Below are 21,751 nucleotides of genomic sequence, written 5' to 3' on the forward strand. Positions count from 1 at the left end.
TCTGGTTGCTGTTCGGCTCCTGAACGGAAGTCAGGCGATTGTCGGCGTCATAGCTGTAGTTGGTCGATGTGCCCGTCGTTTCGTCCGTTTCCTTGGTGACATTGTTGTTCGCGTCATATTGGAAGCTGTAGACTTGCGTTCCATTATAGGAAACCGAATTTTGCCGGTTCACGCTGTCATAGCCGTATTCGACCGTGTTGCCGTTCGGTTGGCTGACCTTGGTCTGGTTGCCATTGAGGTCGTAATCGTAGCTCGTGGTTTTCCCGTTGGCATCCGTGACCGATTGCACCTGATTTAATTCGTTATAGGTGTAGTTCGTTTCCTTCCCTTTGGCGTTGATCACTTTGGTTTTGTTGCCGTTCGCATCGTACTGGTACTGTGTAACGTTGTTTTTGGCATCCGTCACTTTGGTCAGGCGGTCTAAACCGTCGTATGCATATTGGGTGGTGTCGGAGCCGACGGTCTCACTGGTCACGTTACCGACGGTGTCATACATATGTTGCGTGACCCGCCCTTCCGGATCGGTGGTCTTGGTTTCGTAGTTGCCCTTGCTGTCGTAGGTATGGTAGGTCGTGATGGCGTCCGGAATCACTTTGATCGTGTCAAACCAAGCCGTTCCCGCTTGATTGCTGTATTCGTAGTAGACGCGGACGCGGTCAAATGCTTGACTGGTCTTGATTTCTTTGGCAATATGCTGCCAGTCGTGCGATTTGCTTTTGTCAAAGTTATACGTGAACGTTTCCTCCTTGGTCGAACCGCTATACGTTTCCACGATCAGCCCGTAGATCCCGCCGCTGGGGTTGGGGTTCTGCACTTTGGAGAAACCGGATACGGTCAGGATCGAACCAGCGCCGCCTTTTAGGTTCACGTCCTGGTAAATCGTTTTGTATGAGGCGGAATCGCCCACCAATTTGACGGAGTTGTTGCCGTTATACTTTTCGGTGGTGTCCAGTCCGTCCCCTGCTGCCGTATTTCCTTGCAAATACCAGCGGTCCGGAATTTTGTCTCCCGCCGGGTCGTTATCCCGTTCAAAATCGCTGTTTTCCACCACGTTGTAAGCGCCATAATACCCTTCTTCGATCTGCAATCCGTCAAACCAATAGGTGCCCGCATAATGCCCGTTGATCCCAGTGACGTATCCGCGAATTTGCAATTGGTCATAGCCTTGCAAGGCTCCCGGATCCAAGGACAAGTGGATGCGGGTGGTGCCTTGCGTACCGGTGATGCCCGCTCCGGCGATGGAGGTGTACGCCCCGGTTTGCGAGTTGAATCCAAAAGCGTAGATGGCACCGCGCCCGGTTGCTCCGCTGGTTTTGATATACCCGCTCAAGACATACGTTTTGTTTGGATCGTACGGAATCTTGTCGCTGGCGATGGCGGCCGCTTCAGTTGAATCGCTGGGGATGGAGATTTTGATGCTTTTGTTTCCGAGCGTAATCCCATCCGCCGTCGTCAGCCCGGACGTATCCCAGGTGATATTGGAAGATCCGCTGGGAACCTTGGTCCAGTTATCCGGCCAGTTGTCGCCATCGCGGTCGATTTCATAGCTGCCGTTGATGGCCAGGTTGTTGCCCGGGCTCATCTCGGAGGTTTCGGACACGGGATTGCCGTACGAATCATAGGCAGTAGCCGATGACTTCTCGGCGGCATCCGTTGTGGACGTTTGATTGTCTTTATCATCATATTGATTCTTGGTCGTGTTTCCGTTCGCATCCGTTTCGGTGACCGGATTGTTGTTGCTGTCATAAGTCGCACTGCTGGTGTTTTGGAGCGGCGTGCTGACGCTGGTCAGGTTTCCGTTGCTGTCATACGTATAGTTGTACGTGGCTGAGCTGTTATTGGCGTTGGCATTGCCATCCTTTTGGCTGATCAATTGGTTGTTGTCGTCATAGGTAAACGTGTTTTTAATATTGAATCCGGTCGGGTCCTGCGTCGTTTGAATCACATTCCCGTAGGCGTTATGGGTATACACCGTTTTCGTGCCTTTTGGATCGGTCACCGTGGTGATGTTGTTGGCCAGATCGTAATCGATCGTGGTCGTTGCCGTTTGCACTGTTCCACCGACCGTGATCGGATAGGAAACGGAGGTGGCCCGGTCGTTCGCTGTGTCGTAACCGATCGTTTTCGTATGGTGGTTGGGATCGGTGATCGATGTCAGGTTATGGTTGCTGTCATATCCATACGTCTCTGTAGACAGAACGGTTCCACTCGCATCTTTATGGGTGACCCCAGTCAGGTTGCCATTGCCGTCATAGGTATACTCCACCGTACGATTGGCCGGGTCGGTCACTTTGCTGACCCGGTTGTTGGCATCATAGGTCAGCGTCAGGGTCCGCCCGGACGGATCCGTGATCGTGGTGGGCACTGAGCCGGTATACGTAAGAGTGGTGGTATTGCCATTAGAATCCACGATGGAAGATAATTTCCCGGAGGTGTTGAAATTGTATTTCGTTTGATCCGGGGTGGTCATCGTGTAGGTTCTATCACCGTTTTTCACCAAGTCGAGGTAAACGCCGCCAGGATGATTATAGCTTCCTGTCGGATTCCCGTTGGAATCATAAACCGGGGTAAAGGTGTGCTGTGTACCGTCCTCATCCGTATAAAGGATGGGCCCATAGCCACTGTCCTTCAGGCTTTGTTCCAAATTGGACGTCCATCCGTACCCGAAAATCCCGCTGGCAGTGGACCGACTGTTGTAGGAGCGGTCGATGGACAGCCCGGTGCCGCGCCCATCGATGCTGACATCGGAATCTTCCAGGTAAAAGTTACCGTTATAAGTGTTGATGTTGGTGACAGCGGAAGTCCAGAAGCTTTCCACCCCGATCGGATCGATGGTGTAGGTAACCGTCAGCATTGGTTTCTGGGTCGGATCGGTCGCATAATCGCTGGAACGATACGACTTGCGGTTGTCGCTTTCCGTGTTAAGGCGCAGCATCACCCCGTAGTTTTGGGTCGTTCCGCTGTACCATTGTTGGGCCAACGAGGTAACGTCAAAATCATACGCCCCGGGCGCACCAACGGTCGTACTGGAAAGCAGGGAACCCGTCGTCGGCTGAGTACCCCATGTGATCGTTGAAGAAGTCCAGCTGGAGGTCACCGGATAAACATTCACTTGCTCCGAATTGGAAGTGGAATATTGGTTCAAAGTAATTTTGGCATTCGTGATCTTCGCACTGCTCAGTAGCGGAGACAGATCAAACTTGATGTACGAGCGGTAAATCCCCGTGCCGTAAGTGGAATCGGTATAGGTCCCTGTAATCAGGTAGGGGTCGCCACCCAAGTTGGTGGACGGAGCAGCACTGGTCACACTCGCATCATGGGTATTATTGGTACCCTGCACCGAAATCGACGGATCAATCGTCACCGGGAAAGCACGGCTTGGAATCTTTCAGCCAGTTATCGTCCGGTTTCAGATCAATATATGTTTCGTTTCCTTCAGTTCTTAATGCAAATTTCACACTTTCTGATATCGCATCTTTCGCATCGTACATGCAGGGACGCGGAATGGTGAACTCCGTTTTTCCTTTGCGATCCACAAATGCGATTGAGCCGTCTTTTTGTTCTTCCGCTTGAACGTTTTTTGTTTTGACAGAAAGGGTATATACGGATTGTCCCGTATATTTGTGCAGTACCCAAGCTTCTTTGACACCGGTGTTGGTGACGGTGTAGGTGAGATCGGTGTCCGGGTACACATCGGGATAGGTAACTTGATTCTCTTTTTTACTTGCGGTGGTGTTGGCTCCGCCAGTCAGGCCGAAATCCACTTCAGCCTGACCCAGGCGGAAGCGCACCACTTTTTTTCCGCGGCTATGGTTGGCAAAGCCGACACGGAACCGGTTGCCGCCATTAATATAGGGAAGATCGGAGTCAAGGGCACTTTTTCCTGCTGATTGGACGTTGTTATTAATATCCACCCATTTGCCATTTTGCTTATAGTGGATCGGTTCTAAATATTCTTCCAATACATAGGTCTTTTTATCCGGTTTCAGGAATGTTTTGGAGTTTTCCGTGCGCAAAGCTTCGATTTCGAACGGTTTGGGATCCGGTGCAGCCAATGCCTGATAAACCCAGTCTGGCCACAACGTGATGATCAGGGCCAGAATCACGGCCAGAAACACCACTCTGCGATGAGGCAAGTAACGCCCGGAATAGAAGAACTGCAAACTCATCCCTCTTTTCTTAACAGAATCGCCTTTCTTTTGTAACAATATTTTCAGATTTACGAAATAAATTTACCTCTCCCTCACCGAAATCGCAAGATAGTTTATATTACAAATTTTATATTTTAAATAAATATTTCTTAAGTTAAGTCCTTATAATTGTGTAAAAATGGTCCTCACAAAAAATAAGTGAGCCATGGTGAAATTCCTCGGTTAGAATAGTAGTTGGCAAATATCCCCAAACGAGGAGGGTTTCACAATGGCTCAATATCAGATTACCGTAGATTCAGAGATTTTGCATCACTTGTTTTTGAAAAATTCAAAAGATGATGGAGTGGCTAAATTGCTGGAATCTGTTCTGAACCAGATCTTGAAGGCTCAGGTTACGGAGCAACTGTCGGCGGAGCCCTACGAACGAACAGGGGAGCGTCAGGGCTACCGAAACGGCTCCTATCCCCACAAACTGACCACCCGGGTAGGAACGATCACGCTTCGCGTGCCCCGAATCCAGGGTGGAAAGTTTTCAACGGAATTGTTTGCCCGCTATCAGCGGAGCGAACAAGCTTTGGTCTTGGCTTTGATGGAGATGGTGGTCAACGGGGTCTCTACTCGGAAGGTAGCCAAAGTCACGGAAGAGCTGTGTGGAACGGAGTTTTCCAAATCAACGGTTTCAGATCTGTGCAAGCAGCTGGATCCCATCGTGACGGCTTGGAATACTCGTCCCTTGCAGGACGAGCGGTACCCCTTCCTCATTGTGGATGCCATGGTGCTAAAAGTCCGGGAGGAAGGGCGTGTACGCGCCCGAGGAGCTCTCATGGCCATTGGTGTCAACCAGGAAGGATACCGAGAAGTTCTTGGTTTGATGCTGGGGGACAGTGAGTCAGAAGCCAGCTGGAGCGAGTTTTTCAATTGGCTGAAGAGCCGTGGGCTTTGTGGAGTGGATCTGGTGGTCTCTGATCACCATGCCGGCTTGATCCGATCCATTCGCCAGCATTTTCAGGGCGTGACCTGGCAGCGATGTCAGACCCATTTTTTGAGAAATTTACTGGATGCCACTCCCAAAGCTTGGCGTGGGGATTTGCATGCCCGGGTACGGGCATGCCTGGATGCTCCCAATCCGGAAACAGCCCGGATTCTTGTGAATCGTGTCCTTGAGGACTATGAAACGAAAGCGCCAAAAGCGATGGGCATTCTGGAAGCCGGTTTTGAAGATGCCACAGCCGTCCTGTCTTTGCCTGAGAAGTACAGAAAGCGACTTCGAACCACCAACAGCCTAGAACGGCTGAATGAGGAAGTACGGCGCCGGGAACGCGTGATTCGGATCTTCCCAAACCGAGCTTCAGCGCTTCGTTTGTTGGGGGCCCTTTTGATGGAAGTCGACGAAAAATGGGCCAGCGGCAGAAAGTATCTGGACATGACAGAGTACCTGGAGTGGCGCAAATCCAATGAAAAACCTCAGTCTAAAGTCACACGCATAGGTTGAGCGCCGACTTTTTCTGACCGAGGCAATTTACACACAATTTGGGACTTGATCTATTTCTTATAAATGGGTAATTTTCCTTTGAATATAAAATATTGTATTCGTTTGATTATATTTATTGAAAAACATTGGTACTCCTTCTATTTCTCGCAAATTAGAGGCTTTAAACTACTCTCCATCCCGCTCGCATCCCTCTTACCCCAAATAATCCATACAACAAAAACCCTGCTACTTTCTTGCAGCAGGGTAATTCCTCTCAAATTTTGAGCTCGCCCAATCTTACCAACTCCACCACCGCCTGAGAACGGCCTTTAACTGCCAATTTTTGCATGACATTACTGATGCGTACCTTTTGCAAACTTTGGGACGAGTCCCCGGCACACCGAGGGTTTATTTTGGTGAGTCATACTGTGACCTGATAAAAAAGGCACAGGCTTTTTCCGCAACTTCATCACTCCAAAGCGGTGCTATGGAGCCATGAAAGAAGGCTCGTAAACATAAATATCGATGTCAAGACTACCGAGATATTGCTCAATTAACTTTTTCACTTCATCCCAATTTAGTCCACCTAAACCACACCCAAGAGCGGAAACAGCAACTGATTGGATATCTTTCGTTTCGATAATTCGTATAAGATCCTGTAGGCCTTGTTCAATGTACTCTAATTTAGACTTTTGACGCCAATGCCTTTTTGTGGGGAAGTTCAAAATCCATTTCTCTTGTTCAAAAACTGGGTAAACAATACCTGGCTTTAGTTTGCCAGCTTTACATGCTTGAACATATTGATTGAAATTAGAAGGGTATGATTTCTTGAACTGTAATGCCAATCCCTTTCCCATCACTCCAACACAATTAACGGGGTTTACAAGTGCCTCTGCATCTGACTCCAGTATGTTCCCTTTCACATAACGAATCATAATATCTCCCCTACTATCAAAAATAACATCAAAGACTCGGTTTTACACCGAGCCTTTTACAACCTTTTCATTCCAAATTTTTTCAAATTCAGCTTTCGTTATTTCTTTTGGGAAAAAGATCTCATAAGGATCTTGAGCAATCTCATCAAGGGGAGGTACCGGTACTTCTCCCAAACCAGTAGAGCCTACCTCAACATCATCGTAAGCATATCCAATGCTACCATCCTTAAATATCTCAATTTTCCTGACTTCATATCGCTCTTCGTCTAATTCGGAATATATTCTAACGGGTAAATCGTCATAGGTATGAATATGATCAACCATAATATATGTTCTTATTCCCTCTCTCATCATTTTGTAATATCCTCCGCCTCCTTTGACAATCTCTCAATGTATTTTTCCATAACTTTTCCGTAACTAACAATTCTATTCGATATATCTAGCGGAACTACATTCGGTATAACAAATACATTTTCTCGACCTTTTACTACTTTTAGACCTGTCACGTCGATTTCTATATAATGATCAAACTTTCTTCCTTGCCATGGTATCCTGATAAAAGCAGCAGATAATTGTCCAGGTCTTTTAGTACCAGGCTTAATATCAGATAAATATTGACCATCTCCGTATCTGGCGTCTTTAGGATTATTTGCTTTTAAGGATGGGTTCAACTTTTTAGATGATAATATTCCTTTGAGCCCTTCCTCATTAGTATAATGGTACAATGTTTTTATTTCATTTGCTTCTCCTTGATTTCCGGCTTGATTAGCCGCAGTTGTTTTACTTTCTTCTTTAACTATACTACCATTAATCTTACTACCCGCATTCCCTGTCCCACTACCACCGCCTGCATCCGGAGAATATAAGCAACTAACATCAGGGAACCGTACAGAAGCAAAATAACCCTGTGTCGGCTGCTGGTAAGAAACGCACTTTTCTAGCCGATTCGCTTTCGCCAGAATAGGTTCAGTATACTCTTTAAACGCGGTGGTCACTTTATTCACAACCGGCTCTATTTTCGGAACGATAAATACCCCTACCCCTAATAAGGCTGTACCGACTGCACCGGAAATCAGGGCTCGTTTCCAGTTGATCTTCCTTCCGTGCAAGATATCATCCACTATGCTGACGCCCGCATTTTCCACCCCGCTGATAAACCCTGCTTTACTGAACATTCGTTGGATCGGGCCCGGCATTTTGCTGATCAGCTTGCCTCCGTATTTTAAGCCGGAGCCGAAAACTCGTGATTCCACCAACCACGTCACCAACCTCCGGCCAACCCCGCTCTCCAATGCTCGAGAAACCCCTACAGCGATGCCATCTCCAATCGGGCCGAGCAATCCACCAATTGCCGCATCCATGAAGGTGTTTTTATCAATTCTCCCACCGTTCATCATGACACTAATAATAAAAGACAAGGCCACACCGGCCAGAATCTCTTCCCCCAAAGGCGGGACCAAACATAACGCGATCCCTACGATTACAACGGCTGTAAAAGCTACATATTCTTTGTATTTTACAATCCAGTCCCAAGCTGAAGATAACCCATCTACAACGACTTTTGTCATCTGATCACAGACATTACAAATCCAGTCCCATGCTTCCGAACAGACTTCCTTTGTTTTATTCCAAGCGCTAGAGACGGTTTCCTTCGTCGAATTCCATGCACTCTTCAAAGGTTTAGTCAGCCAATCCCAAGTTCCATGCTCTTTTTGGGGCTCCTGAGACAATGACGGTTCTTTCTCCGGTGCCGGGCCTTTTTGGACCTTTTCAAAGTGGTCATTTACTTGAGGAACATTAAAGCTACCCCCACTGGCTTGAACTTGACCGCTACCCAAAATGCCTACTCCAACAAAGGTTAAGAGAACGATGATCATGAATCGATAAAAATACTTATTCATATCCACCGTTACGGAAAATTCATGGTCCACTCTCCGTAACGGATTCACCCCTCTCTACCAGAAATGATTTGATATAGGAGCAAAAAAGACAGACTCGACCTTGAGTCAACTCTGTCCGGAAGGAATGTTTAAAACGTAAACACAGCTTTCTTTGAACAAGAACTCTTGGCTATGTACGATTTGTTGGCTTTGTTCACGTTTGCATGAAACTTTTGCTACCAAATTTCATCAGGATTGATTAGAATCCCGTGGCATCTTCAAACTCCTTTCCAATCAACTGATTGATATACTTCAAAATTATACGGAAATGTCCATTTCATTTTGTCATATGACTTGTTTTATTTTTGTATAAATAGGTAATATTTATGATCCAAAAAGAAGGACCATCAAGTAGTGCTCTCGTCCATCAAGATCCGCATAATAATCTGCTAATTGTTTAAGGGCCGTTAACCTCAAACCTTTACATAGATCAATGTATTTAGGCCCCGAGAATTCATAAGTGACACGATTCAGTACAACCATTCTGGGATGTGAAAAGAATGTTTGAAGACCATCTTTCATTTCCAAAGTCAAATCAATTATTTTCCCTACTGTTAACCCATCCTTCCTCATCATAAAATAAAAATTCATCCTCACCAAAACCGCAACTGATATCTTAAGGTTCATTTGCTATAAAGGTAAGGATGATTATTTCACTGAGTTTATTCATTGTCCAGTTCAAATATTTCAGCACCATCAAGATAAGGACGTAGTGCTTTGGGGATATAGATTGATCCATCTGCTTGTTGATGATTTTCAAGAAGCGGGATTAGGATTCGTGGTGACGCAACCGCAGTATTGTTTAATGTGTAACAGAATTTTGATCTTCCGTTTTCGTCTTTATATTTAATTCCTGAGCGCCGAGCCTGAAAATCATAAAACGATGAACACGAGTGTGTCTCGCTATATTTCTTCCTGCTCTGCATCCATGTCTCAATATCATGCTTTTTAACCTGGCCTTGTCCCATATCGCCAGTGCAAACTTCTACTACTCGGTAAAGCAGTTCCAATAGCTTAAGAATCTCTTCGGCATTAGAAAGCAACTCATAATGAATTTGCTCAGATACGGCTGGATCTGCCGGAGTTGATTGCATTTATTGAAGAACATTGGTACTCCTTCTATTTCTCGCAAAAAATACAGGCTTTAAACTACTCTCACTATCCCCATCATAAATCTGCTTTTTTATCTGACTTAGGGAAAAGGGGCCCGCATTCCCCTTTCCCCAAATGATCCATAAAACAAAAACCCTGCTACTTCCTTGCAGCAGGGTAACTCTTCTCAGATCTTGAGCTCGCCCAATCTTACCAACTCCACCACGGCTTGGGACCGTCCTTTCACATTCAACTTTTGCATGACATTACTGATGCGTACCTTTTGCAAACTTTTGGGCGGGTTGTAGTGGCTTGGCCTCTCGGAGAGTCAAGTTTATCAATACACATTGTCAAAATGGCTGGCAAATTATTCAAAGGCTTGATTAAAACTTTATAGTCTCCTTTAAATTTGGAAACTAATAGTGTATCTGGTTTACACTATTAGTGACAGGGGGACGTAAATCTTGAAACGAAACCGTCTTATTAAGTAGTACAATCTTGACATTAACAAAAAGAAAGTGTATCGCCTTTGCAAAAAATTAAGGATTTTACGACCTCAACGCCAGAAAAAGGTGGCATTTCCCAAGGAAAATAGCCCGAAATCGAACCATCACGGGTTAATCCGAAAAATTTCTTTCCCCCACTCACCTGCTTCATTAGAAGCGAGAAAAGTCTTAACCGCTCCCGTGATCCGCCCGCTCATCTCATCCACCCTGTTACTCCAACTTTCAGAGCCGCTACTCGTTCAATCAAGCGGGCCTGTCCATTCCACCTCACCATTTCTACCTTCATCCAACAATTTGTGAAAGGCAAAAGCAAGCTATTCACATTCTGAAACAAAATAATTAAACTAGGACGGTCACTCGACTTGATTCACTCCATTTTACAGACTTCACTGGTAAAATTACAGATTCAAGTTTTTAACATGTCTTATCGATTTTGATCAAGTAAACAATCAATTGAAATCTTTTCTACTTTATAATCAGGCTCTGGCCAAGATTCTTCATCCCGGCATGTAACTACAGAGATCAAGTTTCCGGAAATCGGTTGAAAAGTAAAGAAAAAATATCGATCGTTATGCCCCCGACTGCTGGAAAAAGGCACATCAAAAGAAAGGGGATGCATAAAAAAGCCTTTTCCCTCCGCTTTCATCAACGCTTCCTTTCTAGTCCATATCCAAAAAAATGCATGGAATTGATCTTCAACTTCTTTGAAATACTTTACATACCGTATCTCGTCTTCTGTAAAAACCAGCGGCATTACTTCCAAACAGTTTTTTTTCGTTTGTTCAACGTCGATTCCAACCCTCCATTTTTGCGAAATAGCACATACTATCAGTTTCTTGCTGTGGGACAAATTAAAATTGGGAAAAGCATTACTTCGACTCTTAATCCTTCTATTCACCTTTAAGTGCAATTTACCGAACTTATCAGTACTAAAGTGAATGAATTGGGGAGAAACCTCCAGATAATGACCAATCATTTTTTTCAACAACAATCTTCCCAATAGAAATTCAATTTTCCTTTCTTCCGCTATCATCCTATTAATTCTACAAGTCTCTTGATCATCCAATATCTTCAAATGCCTTTTCAACTCTTCAAATCGGAGCGTTTTCGGAATCGAGATCGTAAAAATCTGAACAGTATAATTATTACAATACACTTCCAGATAGATCTCCTTTCGAAGTGGGACCTGCATTTTTCCATGAAGGGCAGATGGTGATGAACTAGATAGTAAGATTTCTTTAGCAGGATTACAGTAACTAATGGAACTGATACTCGAAAAACAGTTTCGTGTCAGTTAAAACAACCACTTGAATCTATCTGTTTAAACTTCTACATGCGAACATCTAAGGAAAGGATCCAGTTAGGTACAATAATAATTTAAACAAGTGTGCCAAACTAATCGACGAACTTTACCAGGTGAATAGGTGAATAGTATGCATGTAACCACAACCTAGGTAATGTGCGCTCCCCTCTGTAGAACGTGAAATGTGTGATTGACAATGGATCGCTGAAAAACCAACTCCCATTGAATACATCCCTCAGCCAAATTTCCTTGGAGGGAGATTTAAGCAGTGGGACTGCGCAGGGCAAGGCATTTGACAATTGCAAATTTCCACTTGCGCCTTCCCCGCGAGTAAGGGCTACCAACCGGACTCCATTTTACCGACCTAGAGTGAGCCAAGACACCTCGGGACAAAGCTTATCGATTCAATTTCCCGCTTCAGCGATCACACGTGTACTCACTGATAGTGCTGTGAACACGCTCCCTCTATAAACGAAATTGAATCTCTTTTAATGCTCCTATTTACTCCTTTTTTTAAAACGAGGCTCAAACCAAGTCGATGAATAAAATCCCTGATATGTAAGGAGTAGCAAAGTCCAATTTTAAAAGCCATTTTTTTGAAAATATAAGGGCACACAACGGATCTCTACAGAAACCCAAGCAGATAACCCTCCCATTTCTCCCTGTAATATGTCCTTACATTCCTTCGTTCGTCCTGGCTTGAGGTGGAGGCTGAAAAATTGCTGTAGTACAGGGTCGATGCTCGAATCGTGTTCTTTGACAGCTTCTCCATGCCTCGATTTGTAAAAGAATCATCAGGCTGCACTCCAATCTTGTGCAATCTGCAAAGCTTCACGAAGTTTTGGAATTTATAGGACACCTTTCGAACGCCAATCACATACAGAATGCGAATCAGCTTGCAGCAGAGGGCGATCAGGGATTGCTTCCGTCGCAGCGGATTCTTTCTCCTAGAAACATAGAACAACACGTAGTCTTGCTCTTCCACGTTTGGTCACCGACTTCGGATAAAAAACCGGCAACCGTAAGGAAACTGACTTCAGGAACCGATTGCATTTCTTGAGTACCAGGGATTTGATCCAACAACGTTTTGATTTGCACATTGAGCTCATTCAACTGTTGTTGATTCATTTCCACCTGTTGCAAGTTAAATGTTGGGCGGATTCCACCGTTTTAATCCGACAGAACGTTGAACATCACAAGGAAGGGGGAAGTGTCGTAACGATTGGGTCGCCGTTTTCCCTTTCCAATCCTTGAATACAGTAAGAAACTCAGGAAAATATTGATCCAACCAACGATGCACCCGACCCTCCATTCGAATAGATCTCTGGACAACTGGTCTCGTATTTTTCATGGCCGTTCGTAAGTCTGCAAATGTATCTTCCGGAAGATACGCTTCAAAGTACCGTGCCCCTTGAATTAGCCGAGCAATGACATAAGGCATCTTTAACATCGTTTTTGGTTGGAGAATTTTCCTCAAGTTCCTTCATACGATGAACATGAAACGGATTGACCACGACTACTTTGATTTGGTGGCGTTTCAAAAAGTAAGCTAGGTTCAACCAATAGTGCCCGTTGGCTCCATTCCAAACAACACGTGTTGTTTGGAATAAGATTTTTGGATCGTTCAGATCCAAAACAAAGGCTGCTCAAATCCTTTTCTCGTATTGGTAAAGGACAAGGGTTTTCTTAGTTCATTTCCTCGGTCATCCACTGCTCGCGCGATATGTTTTTCTTTGCCCTTTGTCCACTCCTACAATGAGCAGCCAAAATGAATATGATCTATTTTTTCGTTTTGGTTAAAATTCGTATTAAGTACCTCCTTGGTAAAAATGAGAGATCAGTGCGCGCAACCTGACACCCCGTATATTACAGGAGGTAGGTACTCTTTCTTTTTCAAAGCTAATATTAATTCATCACAAGAATGCTGGTTTTTCTGCAATACTATTTAGACATTATTTACATGAAACCTAATGAATCTAGATATCATTTGAAGTAACTTCTGTCCCTTGGTTATGATTGTACCTCTACTTTCTCAACGCTTCCGTTAGGTTCAGACTTTACTTCAACCTTTGATGGATTCTTTTTTTTGCGGACAGGGAACAGGATTCCAAGTAAAGAGATAACCGCACAGCCCCAAAAAATATCCGAAATCCCCCACTTGGAAACAACAGCCAACGAGCCTATAAAAATGACATCAAAAACGGAATCAAGAATACTCAACATAGATAACGTGGTCGCACGGCTTCCCGTTGAGATATATTGGTTTCCAATATTAGAAGAAATCGGCCAGCGAATGGATCTGGCCGCTCGAATCATCAGACCAGACATAATAAAAACAGCCAACGAATGATCGAATATCACTGTAGAAACATAAGAAGCGATGATCAAAGCACCGGATATATACATCCAAGCCACTTCCGACACCTTTTTCGTCAGCCAACCGACATAGGTGGAAACCAAATAAGAAAGAAGATAACCAATAGCAAAAACAATCCCCAAAGCCTCAACCGGAAATCCCAATCTCTTAAACCATGGCTGCTCAAAATTTGTAAATATATTTGTTCCAATAAAAATGATGGTGACATTGGCAAAGAGGAACAGCAAATTGGGGTTCTCTATAATTTCCCTCGTCCCTTTTTTCACATGGCTCCACGGGTGATCACGATAATTCTCCAAGCTGGCTGGCTCGATAATTCGAAGAACGAAAAAGATTTGAAGCAAAACAAACAACAAATTCAGCCCGATCAGGATATGGAATTGCAGCAGAGTCAAATCTTTTGCCAACCATGCTCCCAGTATAAGCCCCACCATTTTGGGAAGCATGCCGGCCCCTTCAATTTTTCCGTAAACTTTCGCCATATCTTCTTCCCGGCGATCCTCTTTTAACGATTCATAAAGAATGGCTTCCACAGTTCCTGAAAAGAAAGCGGCAGACATCCCGGACAAAACTTGGCTCGCATAAACATACCACTCATTAGTTGCCAGTAATAACAAAATAAGTGACAAGGCTTTAACCAAAGTTCCAGCTAAAAGCGACTTCTTGGCGCCATATCGGTCAGCAAATGCCCCTGTTGGTATTTCAAAAATCAAAATCGATACGCTAAAGCAAAGCAAAACAACAAAAATATTTGTATAATTCAAACCAAACGACAAATAAAAGAATGTCATAATGGGCTCTAATAGATTAAATCCACTAAGTAAACTAACCCAGTATAGTTTTTGTGTATTGTTATTAGAGATCGACATCATATCATCCTCATTCTATATAATATTTATTATTATATGGGGGGAGGTATGCTGATTTTCATTTTGTACCAACATACCTCAATATACAATCACGCTTGGGGGAGTGGAAGCTTTGCAATTTCCCAATCTCTCGCATGAGCCACGTGCTCGGTTAAAACTTTGAAATCTTCGAGAATCCTGATCATTTTACTATTTTCGAAATATTGGTCCAGATAAGAAATCATCAATTTCAACGGCTGATCTGGGATGACAATTGCTTGCTATGAGTTGCATAATAGATACCTACACCAGCTCTCAACAGCCAACTGATCAAGAAATAAGGAATGCTTTACGAAATCTAGATCATCGTTACTACCTATATGGATACCGCCGTTTGTATGCTCTGTTTCGCCAACAATTTGGTTGGGTGATTAATCATAAGCGAATGAGGCGAATTTTAGCTTCGATGAAATGGAACACCAAGAGAATTGCTCGGATCAAACATCAGTACAAAAGAATTGAAAAACCAAGTCAGCCAAATCAAGTTTGGCAAATGGACCTGACCAAGTTTTTTATTGATGGCTTAGGATGGGTTAATGTCATTGCTGTCATTGATGCCTATACTCGAGAGGTTGTCGGACATCATATTACTTTACGTGCAAGATCTCAAGAGTGGCTGGAAGCTTTAAACCAAGCTGTGAACAAACGTTTTCCATTGGGAATTCGTGAAATGGCTCCAAGTCTCACGCTACAGGTAGATAATGGATGCCAACCAACCAGTCATTCCTTTGTGAACACCGTGAAACGGTGTTCGATTAACTTGGCTTTTACCGCTATTGCTACACCAGAACATAATGCGATTATTGAACGCTTTTTCCGTACCTTGAAAGAAGAATGTATTTGGCCTAACTTATTTGAGAGCTTCGACGAAGCTGTGAGAGAAATTGGTGATTATATCCATTTTTACAACTCCGAGAGAATCCACTCCGCATTGGGTTATTTATCTCCAGAATCTTTCGTCATTAAAGAAACTCTACTAAAAACTGCTTAGTTCTGTTGACAAATAGGGGCGCACTACAATTTTTTCTGTGAGTCCATAACCAAGAAACCAACGATAAGCCACATTGGTTTCAATCTCCTTAATGGTTTGCCTCATGGATCGAATGCCAAATAAATATTGGATCAACGTTGGATAACACAAGAAATCCCCCATTTGATAATTTTCTACTAATATGATTCGACTAAAAAAGCTTGTCGACCTGTCTGCGATAACAGACTTTGTCGACAAGCTGTCCCCTCCCACTGCGAGGGGGTCATATGGAAGAAAGAAAGCGATCTTTCAGAGGGAGAAAAAGAAATATTAAGACTAATACTAGAATCAGATGAAAATATTAGAACAATACATAAACTCGTGCAATCCTTTCGGGATATTATGGATAGCCGCCAAGCTAAACAACTTGAAGATTGGATTAAAAAAGCAGAAATATGCGGAATACAGGAGTTAAAAGGCTTTGTTTTAGGGATTCGACGTGATTTTGACGCTGTGTATGCCTCTCTCAGTCTTGAATGGAGTAATGGGTTGGTTGAAGGACATATCCATCGTTTAAAACTCATTAAAAGTCAAATGTATGGGCGAGCAAATTTTGATTTACTTCGTAATCGAGTTCTTTATCAAGAATAAGCAATAATTTAATTTACATTTTTTTGAAAACTGCTTGGGAATGATGACAGGCCTCTAGTGGTTTCATCAAAAGTGCGGGAGAGCCAATTATACGCCATCGGTAACAGTGAGCGGCTTGAATGTCATCTTTACGGACAATTGATTGCGATTCTTTTGTGTTCATCGACCATATTTCGCATGAGAGAGCTTTTGCTTCGCAAAAAGCAAAAGGAACTAAGTGAGTACAAAGCCATTTACATCATCCATTCTTAGGGGGAATTCCCGTTCGCGGAAGTCTTACCCCCCCACTGCAAAAACTATTTCTTTTTAAAACGCTCCAAAAAATGATTTTCATAGGGTGTTTGATGTTGACGTAAAAACTTGGTGATCTGATTTGGATCAACTTGGAATTCAGGGGGCAAATGAAATTGTTTTTTTGATAAAGATGAATCGGCTGTTGGAGGATTTTTTCTTTGATCTTTAGAAACTGCCGCTTCTATTTCATTGCTATCTCCTTTTGTCTCATGCCCCTGGGACCAGTTTTGGTACATTTGAATCCAAGACGAATCGTCGGCCATTTGATTCTGATCAAGATCTGCTTGTATCCCATCTTGTTCAGATTGAATTGCTCGATTTTGTTTAATCCACTCATTCTGTTTCACAATGTTTTCCAGCGATTTTAACTGCTTAACCATCTGCTCCTTTTGCTCCAGTTCCCTTTTCCATTCCCTCTCTTGTTCCTGCAAACGCCGGATCGTTTGATCTTTTTCCTTTTCTTTCTCTTGCCACTGCCACCGCTCTTTTTCTCTCTCTTCCTGCAGTTGTTTTACTTCTTCCTCTTTCTGCTGAAGTCGCTGAAGTAAGTCGTTCTTTTCCTCTTCCCGCTCCTGAAGCTCTTGTCGAATTACTTTCAACTGTTCAGATTTCCCTTGATAAGCCATTTCCAATGACTTTAACCGCTGAGCCATCTGTCCCTTTTGCTCCAGTTCCCTTTTCCATTCCCTCTCTTGTTCCTGCAAACGGTGAATGATTGCATTTTTCTCTGCTTCTCTTTCTTTATACTCGGACAAAACTTTATTTGTTAGTTGCAACTCCTCTTCAAGTTCCATCTTCTTTGCTTTGTATTGGTTTACTACTTCATCTCTTTGCGCCAACATTTGTCTGAAAGTATTCTCTTTCTGGTAGAATTCATCCAAATTTTCTTTCAACTTAGCCAAAGAATTTCGATATTTCTCTATCTTTGATTCATACGTTTTGATCACGTGACTTAAGTACTGGATTTTTTTCTTATATGCGTTTATTGAATGAGAAATCCGTTTTTTCTCATCCATTCATTATTCACCTCAACATATAGATTCATTTATTTATATGACAAAGAAAATGTAATATGAAAATAAAACCTATGCACTCCAGCTAAAAAGCCCCCTTCCCTGCCATTTCCCACTTCATCCGAAATACAGCCTGGACTCTATGAAGGCTGAAGCACCGGCGACCGCCAAGATAAGATGCAGGGGAAAAGAGGCCGGAATCCAAATGTATAACGCTACAAGGAAGAGAGAAGACCATACTCCTACACACCAGTGGCAACTTAATAACATTCCCATCCAGCGTCGCCATCCCGAGCCGATGATATTGACTTGTCTAATCACCTGTCCCGATTGGTCCGGTTCGTATGTGATTTTCACAAACGGTTCCCGAATCACAGACGTAATTTCATCAAAAACGATTAGGTGAGTGAGACGAAAAGAAGCCAAGATCAAAACAACAAAATGGAACCATGAAATCGCTGACAATGGAATCTCTCCTTTATCAAAAGGATATCGTGATTCGATTGCTGGTTGGTACTTGAAAGTTGCCATCTTTAAAGAAAAGGATCCCTTGTATGGTGATCGTCCTTCCTTTTTCAGGCTTCGGAACGGAAAGTTGGAAGTTGGAAAACGACTCCATTTCCCCCGGAGCTATCCGCAAGGGCTGAATCGGACAAATCCAATACTCTCCCCGTTCCTTCACCTTTTTCATCCAATCATCCTCAAGGTACCGCCAGCCTGTAGCACTGTCACCATTAAATCCTTGCACAGCCAAAGTATCCGCCATTTTCGGTGGAACGATCTGCCCTTTCAACTGAGCCCCTTCGGTCGGATTCACTTGGAGACAAATGATCGGATCAATCAAATCTGACCTTCCCGTATTTTTCATAACCATGCTTCCAAAAATGAGATAGGGATCCGTATCGGAATCGGGAACAACCACTTGATAATCGAAATAAACATCTGCCCCCCATTCTGGCAAGAAAGCCGCCTGAGTGGAAGGTGAAACCATTTGATCTGGTTGTTCTTCATCTACTGGAGATCCGGTATCCTTCATTGGAGTACTCAAAGACGATTCTGATCCCGGAAACAAATTTCCAATTCCAGGAAAAATTAAACGTATATTTTCAATAGAAACATACGGCAACAGGGCGAGCAAGTTCCCCTTCGTCATTCCCCTCAGCAAGGCCGAAGAGAGAATTACCGCAATTTTTTCATTAAGTTCGCCTGCTTCGTTTTCGCCTTCTTGAGGAAATTGGCAGCGCAAATCCACTTTGGGAATAGGATGCTGATTCAGTTCTCTTTTCATCTGCGCAGTGAACCCATGCACCTTAAATTCGCGGTGAAAAGTACGAGCCCAAAATTTTCCTCTCCCCCCCCGGCTATAGAAGATATGAAAACGCGGGTGAGATGAAGAATGATGAACCAGTTTTGTAAGCTGAAGCATAATCTCCCCATTCTTGAAAGCCGGTTTGTTGGGATCTAGTTGGATAAACTTAACACCAGTTCCGTTGAAAAATGTTTTTATACTTTCCAAAATTGAAGTAAGTTGGTCATCTTTTTTGTTTAAAACCAAAAATACCTTTTTTCCATGCAATCCCGGGGTAAGCTGAAGAAGTTTTTCACTGGGATCCCATCTCGTCTCAAAACCGATCTGTTCGCATAACAAGCGGTAAATTGGAAAAAAACGGTGCGGGAGATTCCTTTTTTTATCCTCGTTAGCTTGAATCCGGACGTCCATATAACCCCTCCCGTTCAATTGCTTACACTGATTCATTGTATGAAACAGGAAGGGGGAGAGTGACCAATCTAAGCCTCATAAAATGGGCTCGTGATTTTAAACCAAAACCAATCATTTTACGTATAGATGGAAAGGAGAACAAACACAATCCAAGAAATTGTGTTTCAATGTTTAAACCCAATTGCACGGCTCTCGAATCGCTCTGGAAGGCAATACGCAAAACCTCACAATCCAACATTAGGATTTGCATTTCTAAAAGGAATAAATTATTAACTTATATTAATTTACGGAAAATGGTTCTTCGTCTAAAGCGACAGGGATAAGTTTTGCGTATATATAAAATGAGCTAATAGTTGAAGGAGGGTATTGTAAATGGTTAAACCAATTCGCGGCTCTCAGGTCTCGCCACTAATTCCAAATAACGTTGCACCTGAGTGTATCTGCGTGCCCAAAGTATATGACTGGGTTGTTTTCACGGAAGAAATTAATTCAACCGTGCCGGTTACCCCTGTAGCAGGTTGCCCGACCACTGTTACAGATATCACTTGCTCCCTTGTGACAGAACCGTTTTTCCCCATCACCTGCGCAACCAATGGGGTTTGTACCGTTCTGGAGCGACGCCCAATCAACATCGATGGGGTAAACGCCTCCTTAGTAAAATTGCGGCAAGAGATCCCCATTGATGTGACGTTCACGGGAACCACTGATGGGACTCCGGCTACTTGTACCATCCGGGTTACGGTACCATTCATCAGGCAAGTGGTCCTGTGCTTCCCGCCCGAATTCACCAACGATAACCTCGTCTGCCGGATTATCAGCGGTGATTGCACAATCACCACGCCTGCCCCCGTCGGTGGTGAACCATTCCCGTCAACCATCGGGGTCGAACTGTTTGTCTGTAAAGAGGTTCAGGTGTTGGCAGCAGTGAAATTGGAAGTTCTGGCGAAATTCTGCTCGCCGCGTGCGCCGATCACGCCGCCGGTCACTTCTGTCTGCCCGCCGCTCACCTTCCCAGAGCAGTGTAATTTCTTCCCGCAACCGAACTGCGATTGTGAGGGCTTCGTGAATGATACCTGTACAATTTCCGCCCTCTCGGGTGCTACTTGTAGTCTCACCATAGGGTCGACGGTAGTCACCAGCGGAACGCAGACAATCAACGCGACCATCTGCAATAACTGCTCCTTGACGAACTCCAGTATCTTCTATCAAACGACGAACCCAACCCAAAGCTTCACGTTTAACGCCGATACCTTCACTTCTGTGGCATGTACCCCGACAGGATCGGCTACACCGACAACACAGGTCATAACGGGAACAGGGACAGTGACAACAACTGCTCCGGTCAGCAACACCATCCCCAATGTTACCTTCACTTTAACCTTGAATGAAGGTGCGACTACAGATTCCTGGACTTTGGTACTCACGGGTCCTTTCGCGTCTACTGCTACAAACACGGTTGTTCCAGATCAAAATCTGGTTATTAATAACTGTAATGCCTTTCCGTCCCCCACTCCGTAAGGATTTAAAGGGGAAAATGGATATGACGATCCGTTATCAGGCTGTTGTCCTTTTTTGGTCAGCAGCCATTTCCTTGTTTTCTGCTCAAATAGGCGCAAGAAGGAATGGAAACTGGATTAACCACAGTGTCTCCCAACCATGATATTGCATATAAATACCCTATATTCTATCAACCAAAGGAAGGGACTTGTCGTTATGATGCTGTGGAAATGGAAAAAACTTTTAACGGAAAAAGACGAGATGATCGATCAGTATAAGAAGAAGGAAAAAGAGTATCAATCCGAACTCGAACAGATGAAACAACACATCCGTGAATATCAGGAAAAAGAAGCAAAATACTTGAGAGATCATGAAGAGACAAAGCAAACCCTTGTGGAACTTGAGCGGAAATTAACCAAATATGAACAAAAAAACGAGGAATATCGAAGTAAGCTGCAACAAAAAGAGCGAAAAATCGAAGAACTGCAACAAAAATTGGCAGAATCGGAGCAAAGGGAATCGGACTCCCACAGAAAATTACAGGAAACAGAAGGCAAATTAAACGCATGGTTGAGAAACCGTCCTAGAGTTGCGATGACGGAAAGCCATTTTCAAACCATGGGGCGAATTGCCAAAAAGTTAGCCAATCAGCCACCCCCGTCCAATTCAGGCCAGATGGCAGGCATCTCTTTTCAAGCCATGGCAACTCCAAAAGCCGGAAATTATGACTCAAATCAATCCTCTTCGCAGACAGTACCCTTTAATCCATTTAAATATACACGATAAATCCAGACTTCTTCTATAATTTTACGAAATGAAAGGAGACCCTCTTTATGGATCCTCGTTGGGAACAATGGCGCAACTATCGGCCGAGACCCCGTGTTCAACCTTCACAGCCGCAACAATACCGACATTATCCATCA

15 protein-coding genes and 5 pseudogenes are annotated in these 21,751 nt (G+C 43.8%); 5 read left to right on the forward strand and 15 right to left on the reverse strand.

The window, feature by feature from the left end:
• Both I8U18_RS15840 and I8U18_RS15845 read right to left on the reverse strand, forming a co-directional pair.
• Nucleotides 1–3,364: DNRLRE domain-containing protein (locus I8U18_RS15840; RefSeq protein WP_198065030.1), on the reverse strand; the 3,364-nt coding region annotated here is incomplete at its 3' end.
• Nucleotides 3,354–4,169 (reverse strand): hypothetical protein, encoded by an 816-nt coding sequence (locus I8U18_RS15845; protein WP_198065031.1) that lies wholly within the window; start codon nucleotides 4,167–4,169, stop codon nucleotides 3,354–3,356. The genes I8U18_RS15845 and I8U18_RS15840, both read right to left, overlap by 11 nt.
• 250 nt (nucleotides 4,170–4,419) lie before the next feature.
• Between I8U18_RS15845 and I8U18_RS15850 the strand changes: the two genes are divergently transcribed.
• Nucleotides 4,420–5,643 (forward strand): IS256 family transposase, encoded by a 1,224-nt coding sequence (locus I8U18_RS15850; protein WP_198065032.1) that lies wholly within the window; start codon nucleotides 4,420–4,422, stop codon nucleotides 5,641–5,643.
• A gap of 253 nt (nucleotides 5,644–5,896) precedes the next feature.
• Here I8U18_RS15850 and I8U18_RS18325 read toward each other — a convergent pair.
• The 9 genes and pseudogenes from I8U18_RS18325 to I8U18_RS15885 form a co-directional block, all read right to left on the reverse strand.
• Nucleotides 5,897–5,986 (reverse strand): annotated as a pseudogene (locus I8U18_RS18325) (helix-turn-helix transcriptional regulator); the annotation flags it as partial.
• Between the two features lie 121 nt (nucleotides 5,987–6,107).
• Complete coding sequence (locus I8U18_RS15855) at nucleotides 6,108–6,557, reverse strand: macro domain-containing protein (RefSeq protein ID WP_198056498.1); 450 nt, start codon at nucleotides 6,555–6,557, stop codon at nucleotides 6,108–6,110.
• 42 nt (nucleotides 6,558–6,599) lie between these two features.
• On the reverse strand, nucleotides 6,600–6,911 hold the full coding sequence (locus I8U18_RS15860; RefSeq protein WP_198065033.1) for a DUF6881 domain-containing protein: 312 nt from the start codon (nucleotides 6,909–6,911) through the stop codon (nucleotides 6,600–6,602).
• A complete protein-coding gene (locus I8U18_RS18330; RefSeq protein WP_198056496.1) occupies nucleotides 6,908–8,488 on the reverse strand; it encodes an HYD1 signature containing ADP-ribosyltransferase family protein in 1,581 nt (526 codons plus the stop codon). The genes I8U18_RS15860 and I8U18_RS18330 overlap by 4 nt, the downstream gene beginning before the upstream one ends.
• A 671-nt stretch (nucleotides 8,489–9,159) precedes the next feature.
• Nucleotides 9,160–9,561, reverse strand: a pseudogene (locus I8U18_RS15870) (aminoacyl--tRNA ligase-related protein); the annotation flags it as partial.
• Nucleotides 9,562–9,776: 215 nt separating this feature from the next.
• A pseudogene (locus I8U18_RS18335) lies at nucleotides 9,777–9,863 on the reverse strand (helix-turn-helix domain-containing protein); the annotation flags it as partial.
• 656 nt (nucleotides 9,864–10,519) lie between these two features.
• Entirely contained in the window at nucleotides 10,520–11,287 is a 768-nt protein-coding gene (locus I8U18_RS15875) for a 4'-phosphopantetheinyl transferase family protein (RefSeq protein WP_483316418.1), read from the reverse strand.
• A gap of 1,505 nt (nucleotides 11,288–12,792) precedes the next feature.
• Nucleotides 12,793–13,032, reverse strand: a complete 240-nt coding sequence (locus tag I8U18_RS18340) for an IS110 family transposase (RefSeq protein ID WP_198065036.1) — start codon at nucleotides 13,030–13,032, stop codon at nucleotides 12,793–12,795.
• Between the two features lie 376 nt (nucleotides 13,033–13,408).
• The gene (locus I8U18_RS15885) at nucleotides 13,409–14,644 is read right to left on the reverse strand and encodes an MFS transporter (RefSeq protein ID WP_198065037.1); all 1,236 of its coding nucleotides are present in this window, start codon (nucleotides 14,642–14,644) and stop codon (nucleotides 13,409–13,411) included.
• A 262-nt stretch (nucleotides 14,645–14,906) separates the two neighbouring features.
• Here I8U18_RS15885 and I8U18_RS15890 point away from each other — a divergent pair, with 262 nt between their 5' ends.
• The gene (locus I8U18_RS15890) at nucleotides 14,907–15,674 is read left to right on the forward strand and encodes an IS3 family transposase (protein WP_198065038.1); all 768 of its coding nucleotides are present in this window, start codon (nucleotides 14,907–14,909) and stop codon (nucleotides 15,672–15,674) included.
• Between the two features lie 3 nt (nucleotides 15,675–15,677).
• Here the strand turns inward: I8U18_RS15890 and I8U18_RS15895 are convergent.
• Nucleotides 15,678–15,806, reverse strand: a pseudogene (locus tag I8U18_RS15895) (transposase); the annotation flags it as partial.
• A 123-nt stretch (nucleotides 15,807–15,929) separates the two neighbouring features.
• On the opposite strand from I8U18_RS15895, the pseudogene I8U18_RS15900 reads away from it, so the two are divergent.
• Nucleotides 15,930–16,304, forward strand: a pseudogene (locus I8U18_RS15900) (ISL3 family transposase); the annotation flags it as partial.
• 296 nt (nucleotides 16,305–16,600) lie between these two features.
• Here I8U18_RS15900 and I8U18_RS15905 read toward each other — a convergent pair.
• The 3 genes from I8U18_RS15905 to I8U18_RS15915 form a co-directional block, all read right to left on the reverse strand.
• On the reverse strand, nucleotides 16,601–17,614 hold the full coding sequence (locus I8U18_RS15905; protein WP_198065039.1) for a coiled-coil domain-containing protein: 1,014 nt from the start codon (nucleotides 17,612–17,614) through the stop codon (nucleotides 16,601–16,603).
• 114 nt (nucleotides 17,615–17,728) lie between these two features.
• Entirely contained in the window at nucleotides 17,729–18,142 is a 414-nt protein-coding gene (locus I8U18_RS15910) for a DUF1360 domain-containing protein (RefSeq protein ID WP_081944008.1), read from the reverse strand.
• The gene (locus I8U18_RS15915) at nucleotides 18,093–18,572 is read right to left on the reverse strand and encodes a hypothetical protein (RefSeq protein ID WP_160173926.1); all 480 of its coding nucleotides are present in this window, start codon (nucleotides 18,570–18,572) and stop codon (nucleotides 18,093–18,095) included. The genes I8U18_RS15910 and I8U18_RS15915 overlap by 50 nt, the downstream gene beginning before the upstream one ends.
• 1,131 nt (nucleotides 18,573–19,703) lie before the next feature.
• On the opposite strand from I8U18_RS15915, the gene I8U18_RS15920 reads away from it, so the two are divergent.
• Together I8U18_RS15920 and I8U18_RS15925 are read left to right on the forward strand one after the other, a co-directional pair.
• A complete protein-coding gene (locus I8U18_RS15920) occupies nucleotides 19,704–20,849 on the forward strand; it encodes a BMQ_0737 family morphogenetic spore coat protein (RefSeq protein ID WP_198065040.1) in 1,146 nt (381 codons plus the stop codon).
• Between the two features lie 195 nt (nucleotides 20,850–21,044).
• Entirely contained in the window at nucleotides 21,045–21,614 is a 570-nt protein-coding gene (locus I8U18_RS15925; RefSeq protein WP_033102220.1) for a hypothetical protein, read from the forward strand.
• Nucleotides 21,615–21,751: the final 137 nt, after the last annotated feature.

It is taken from the genome of Thermoactinomyces sp. CICC 10522 (genome assembly GCF_016055075.1).
GTDB classification, from domain to species: Bacteria; Bacillota; Bacilli; order Thermoactinomycetales; family Thermoactinomycetaceae; genus Thermoactinomyces_A; species Thermoactinomyces_A daqus.

What these genes read in the sequence shown, in the direction of transcription:
- I8U18_RS15845 (WP_198065031.1), bottom strand. Translation starts at nt 4,169, where the DNA reads ATGAGTTTGCAGTTCTTCTATTCCGGGCGTTACTTGCCTCATCGCAGA.
- I8U18_RS15850 (WP_198065032.1), top strand. Translation starts at nt 4,420, where the DNA reads ATGGCTCAATATCAGATTACCGTAGATTCAGAGATTTTGCATCACTTG.
- I8U18_RS15855 (WP_198056498.1), bottom strand. Translation starts at nt 6,557, where the DNA reads ATGATTCGTTATGTGAAAGGGAACATACTGGAGTCAGATGCAGAGGCA.
- I8U18_RS15860 (WP_198065033.1), bottom strand. Translation starts at nt 6,911, where the DNA reads ATGATGAGAGAGGGAATAAGAACATATATTATGGTTGATCATATTCAT.
- I8U18_RS15875 (WP_483316418.1), bottom strand. Translation starts at nt 11,287, where the DNA reads ATGCAGGTCCCACTTCGAAAGGAGATCTATCTGGAAGTGTATTGTAAT.
- I8U18_RS15885 (WP_198065037.1), bottom strand. Translation starts at nt 14,644, where the DNA reads ATGTCGATCTCTAATAACAATACACAAAAACTATACTGGGTTAGTTTA.
- I8U18_RS15890 (WP_198065038.1), top strand. Translation starts at nt 14,907, where the DNA reads ATGAGTTGCATAATAGATACCTACACCAGCTCTCAACAGCCAACTGAT.
- I8U18_RS15905 (WP_198065039.1), bottom strand. Translation starts at nt 17,614, where the DNA reads ATGGATGAGAAAAAACGGATTTCTCATTCAATAAACGCATATAAGAAA.
- I8U18_RS15910 (WP_081944008.1), bottom strand. Translation starts at nt 18,142, where the DNA reads ATGGCAACTTTCAAGTACCAACCAGCAATCGAATCACGATATCCTTTT.
- I8U18_RS15920 (WP_198065040.1), top strand. Translation starts at nt 19,704, where the DNA reads ATGGTTAAACCAATTCGCGGCTCTCAGGTCTCGCCACTAATTCCAAAT.
- I8U18_RS15925 (WP_033102220.1), top strand. Translation starts at nt 21,045, where the DNA reads ATGATGCTGTGGAAATGGAAAAAACTTTTAACGGAAAAAGACGAGATG.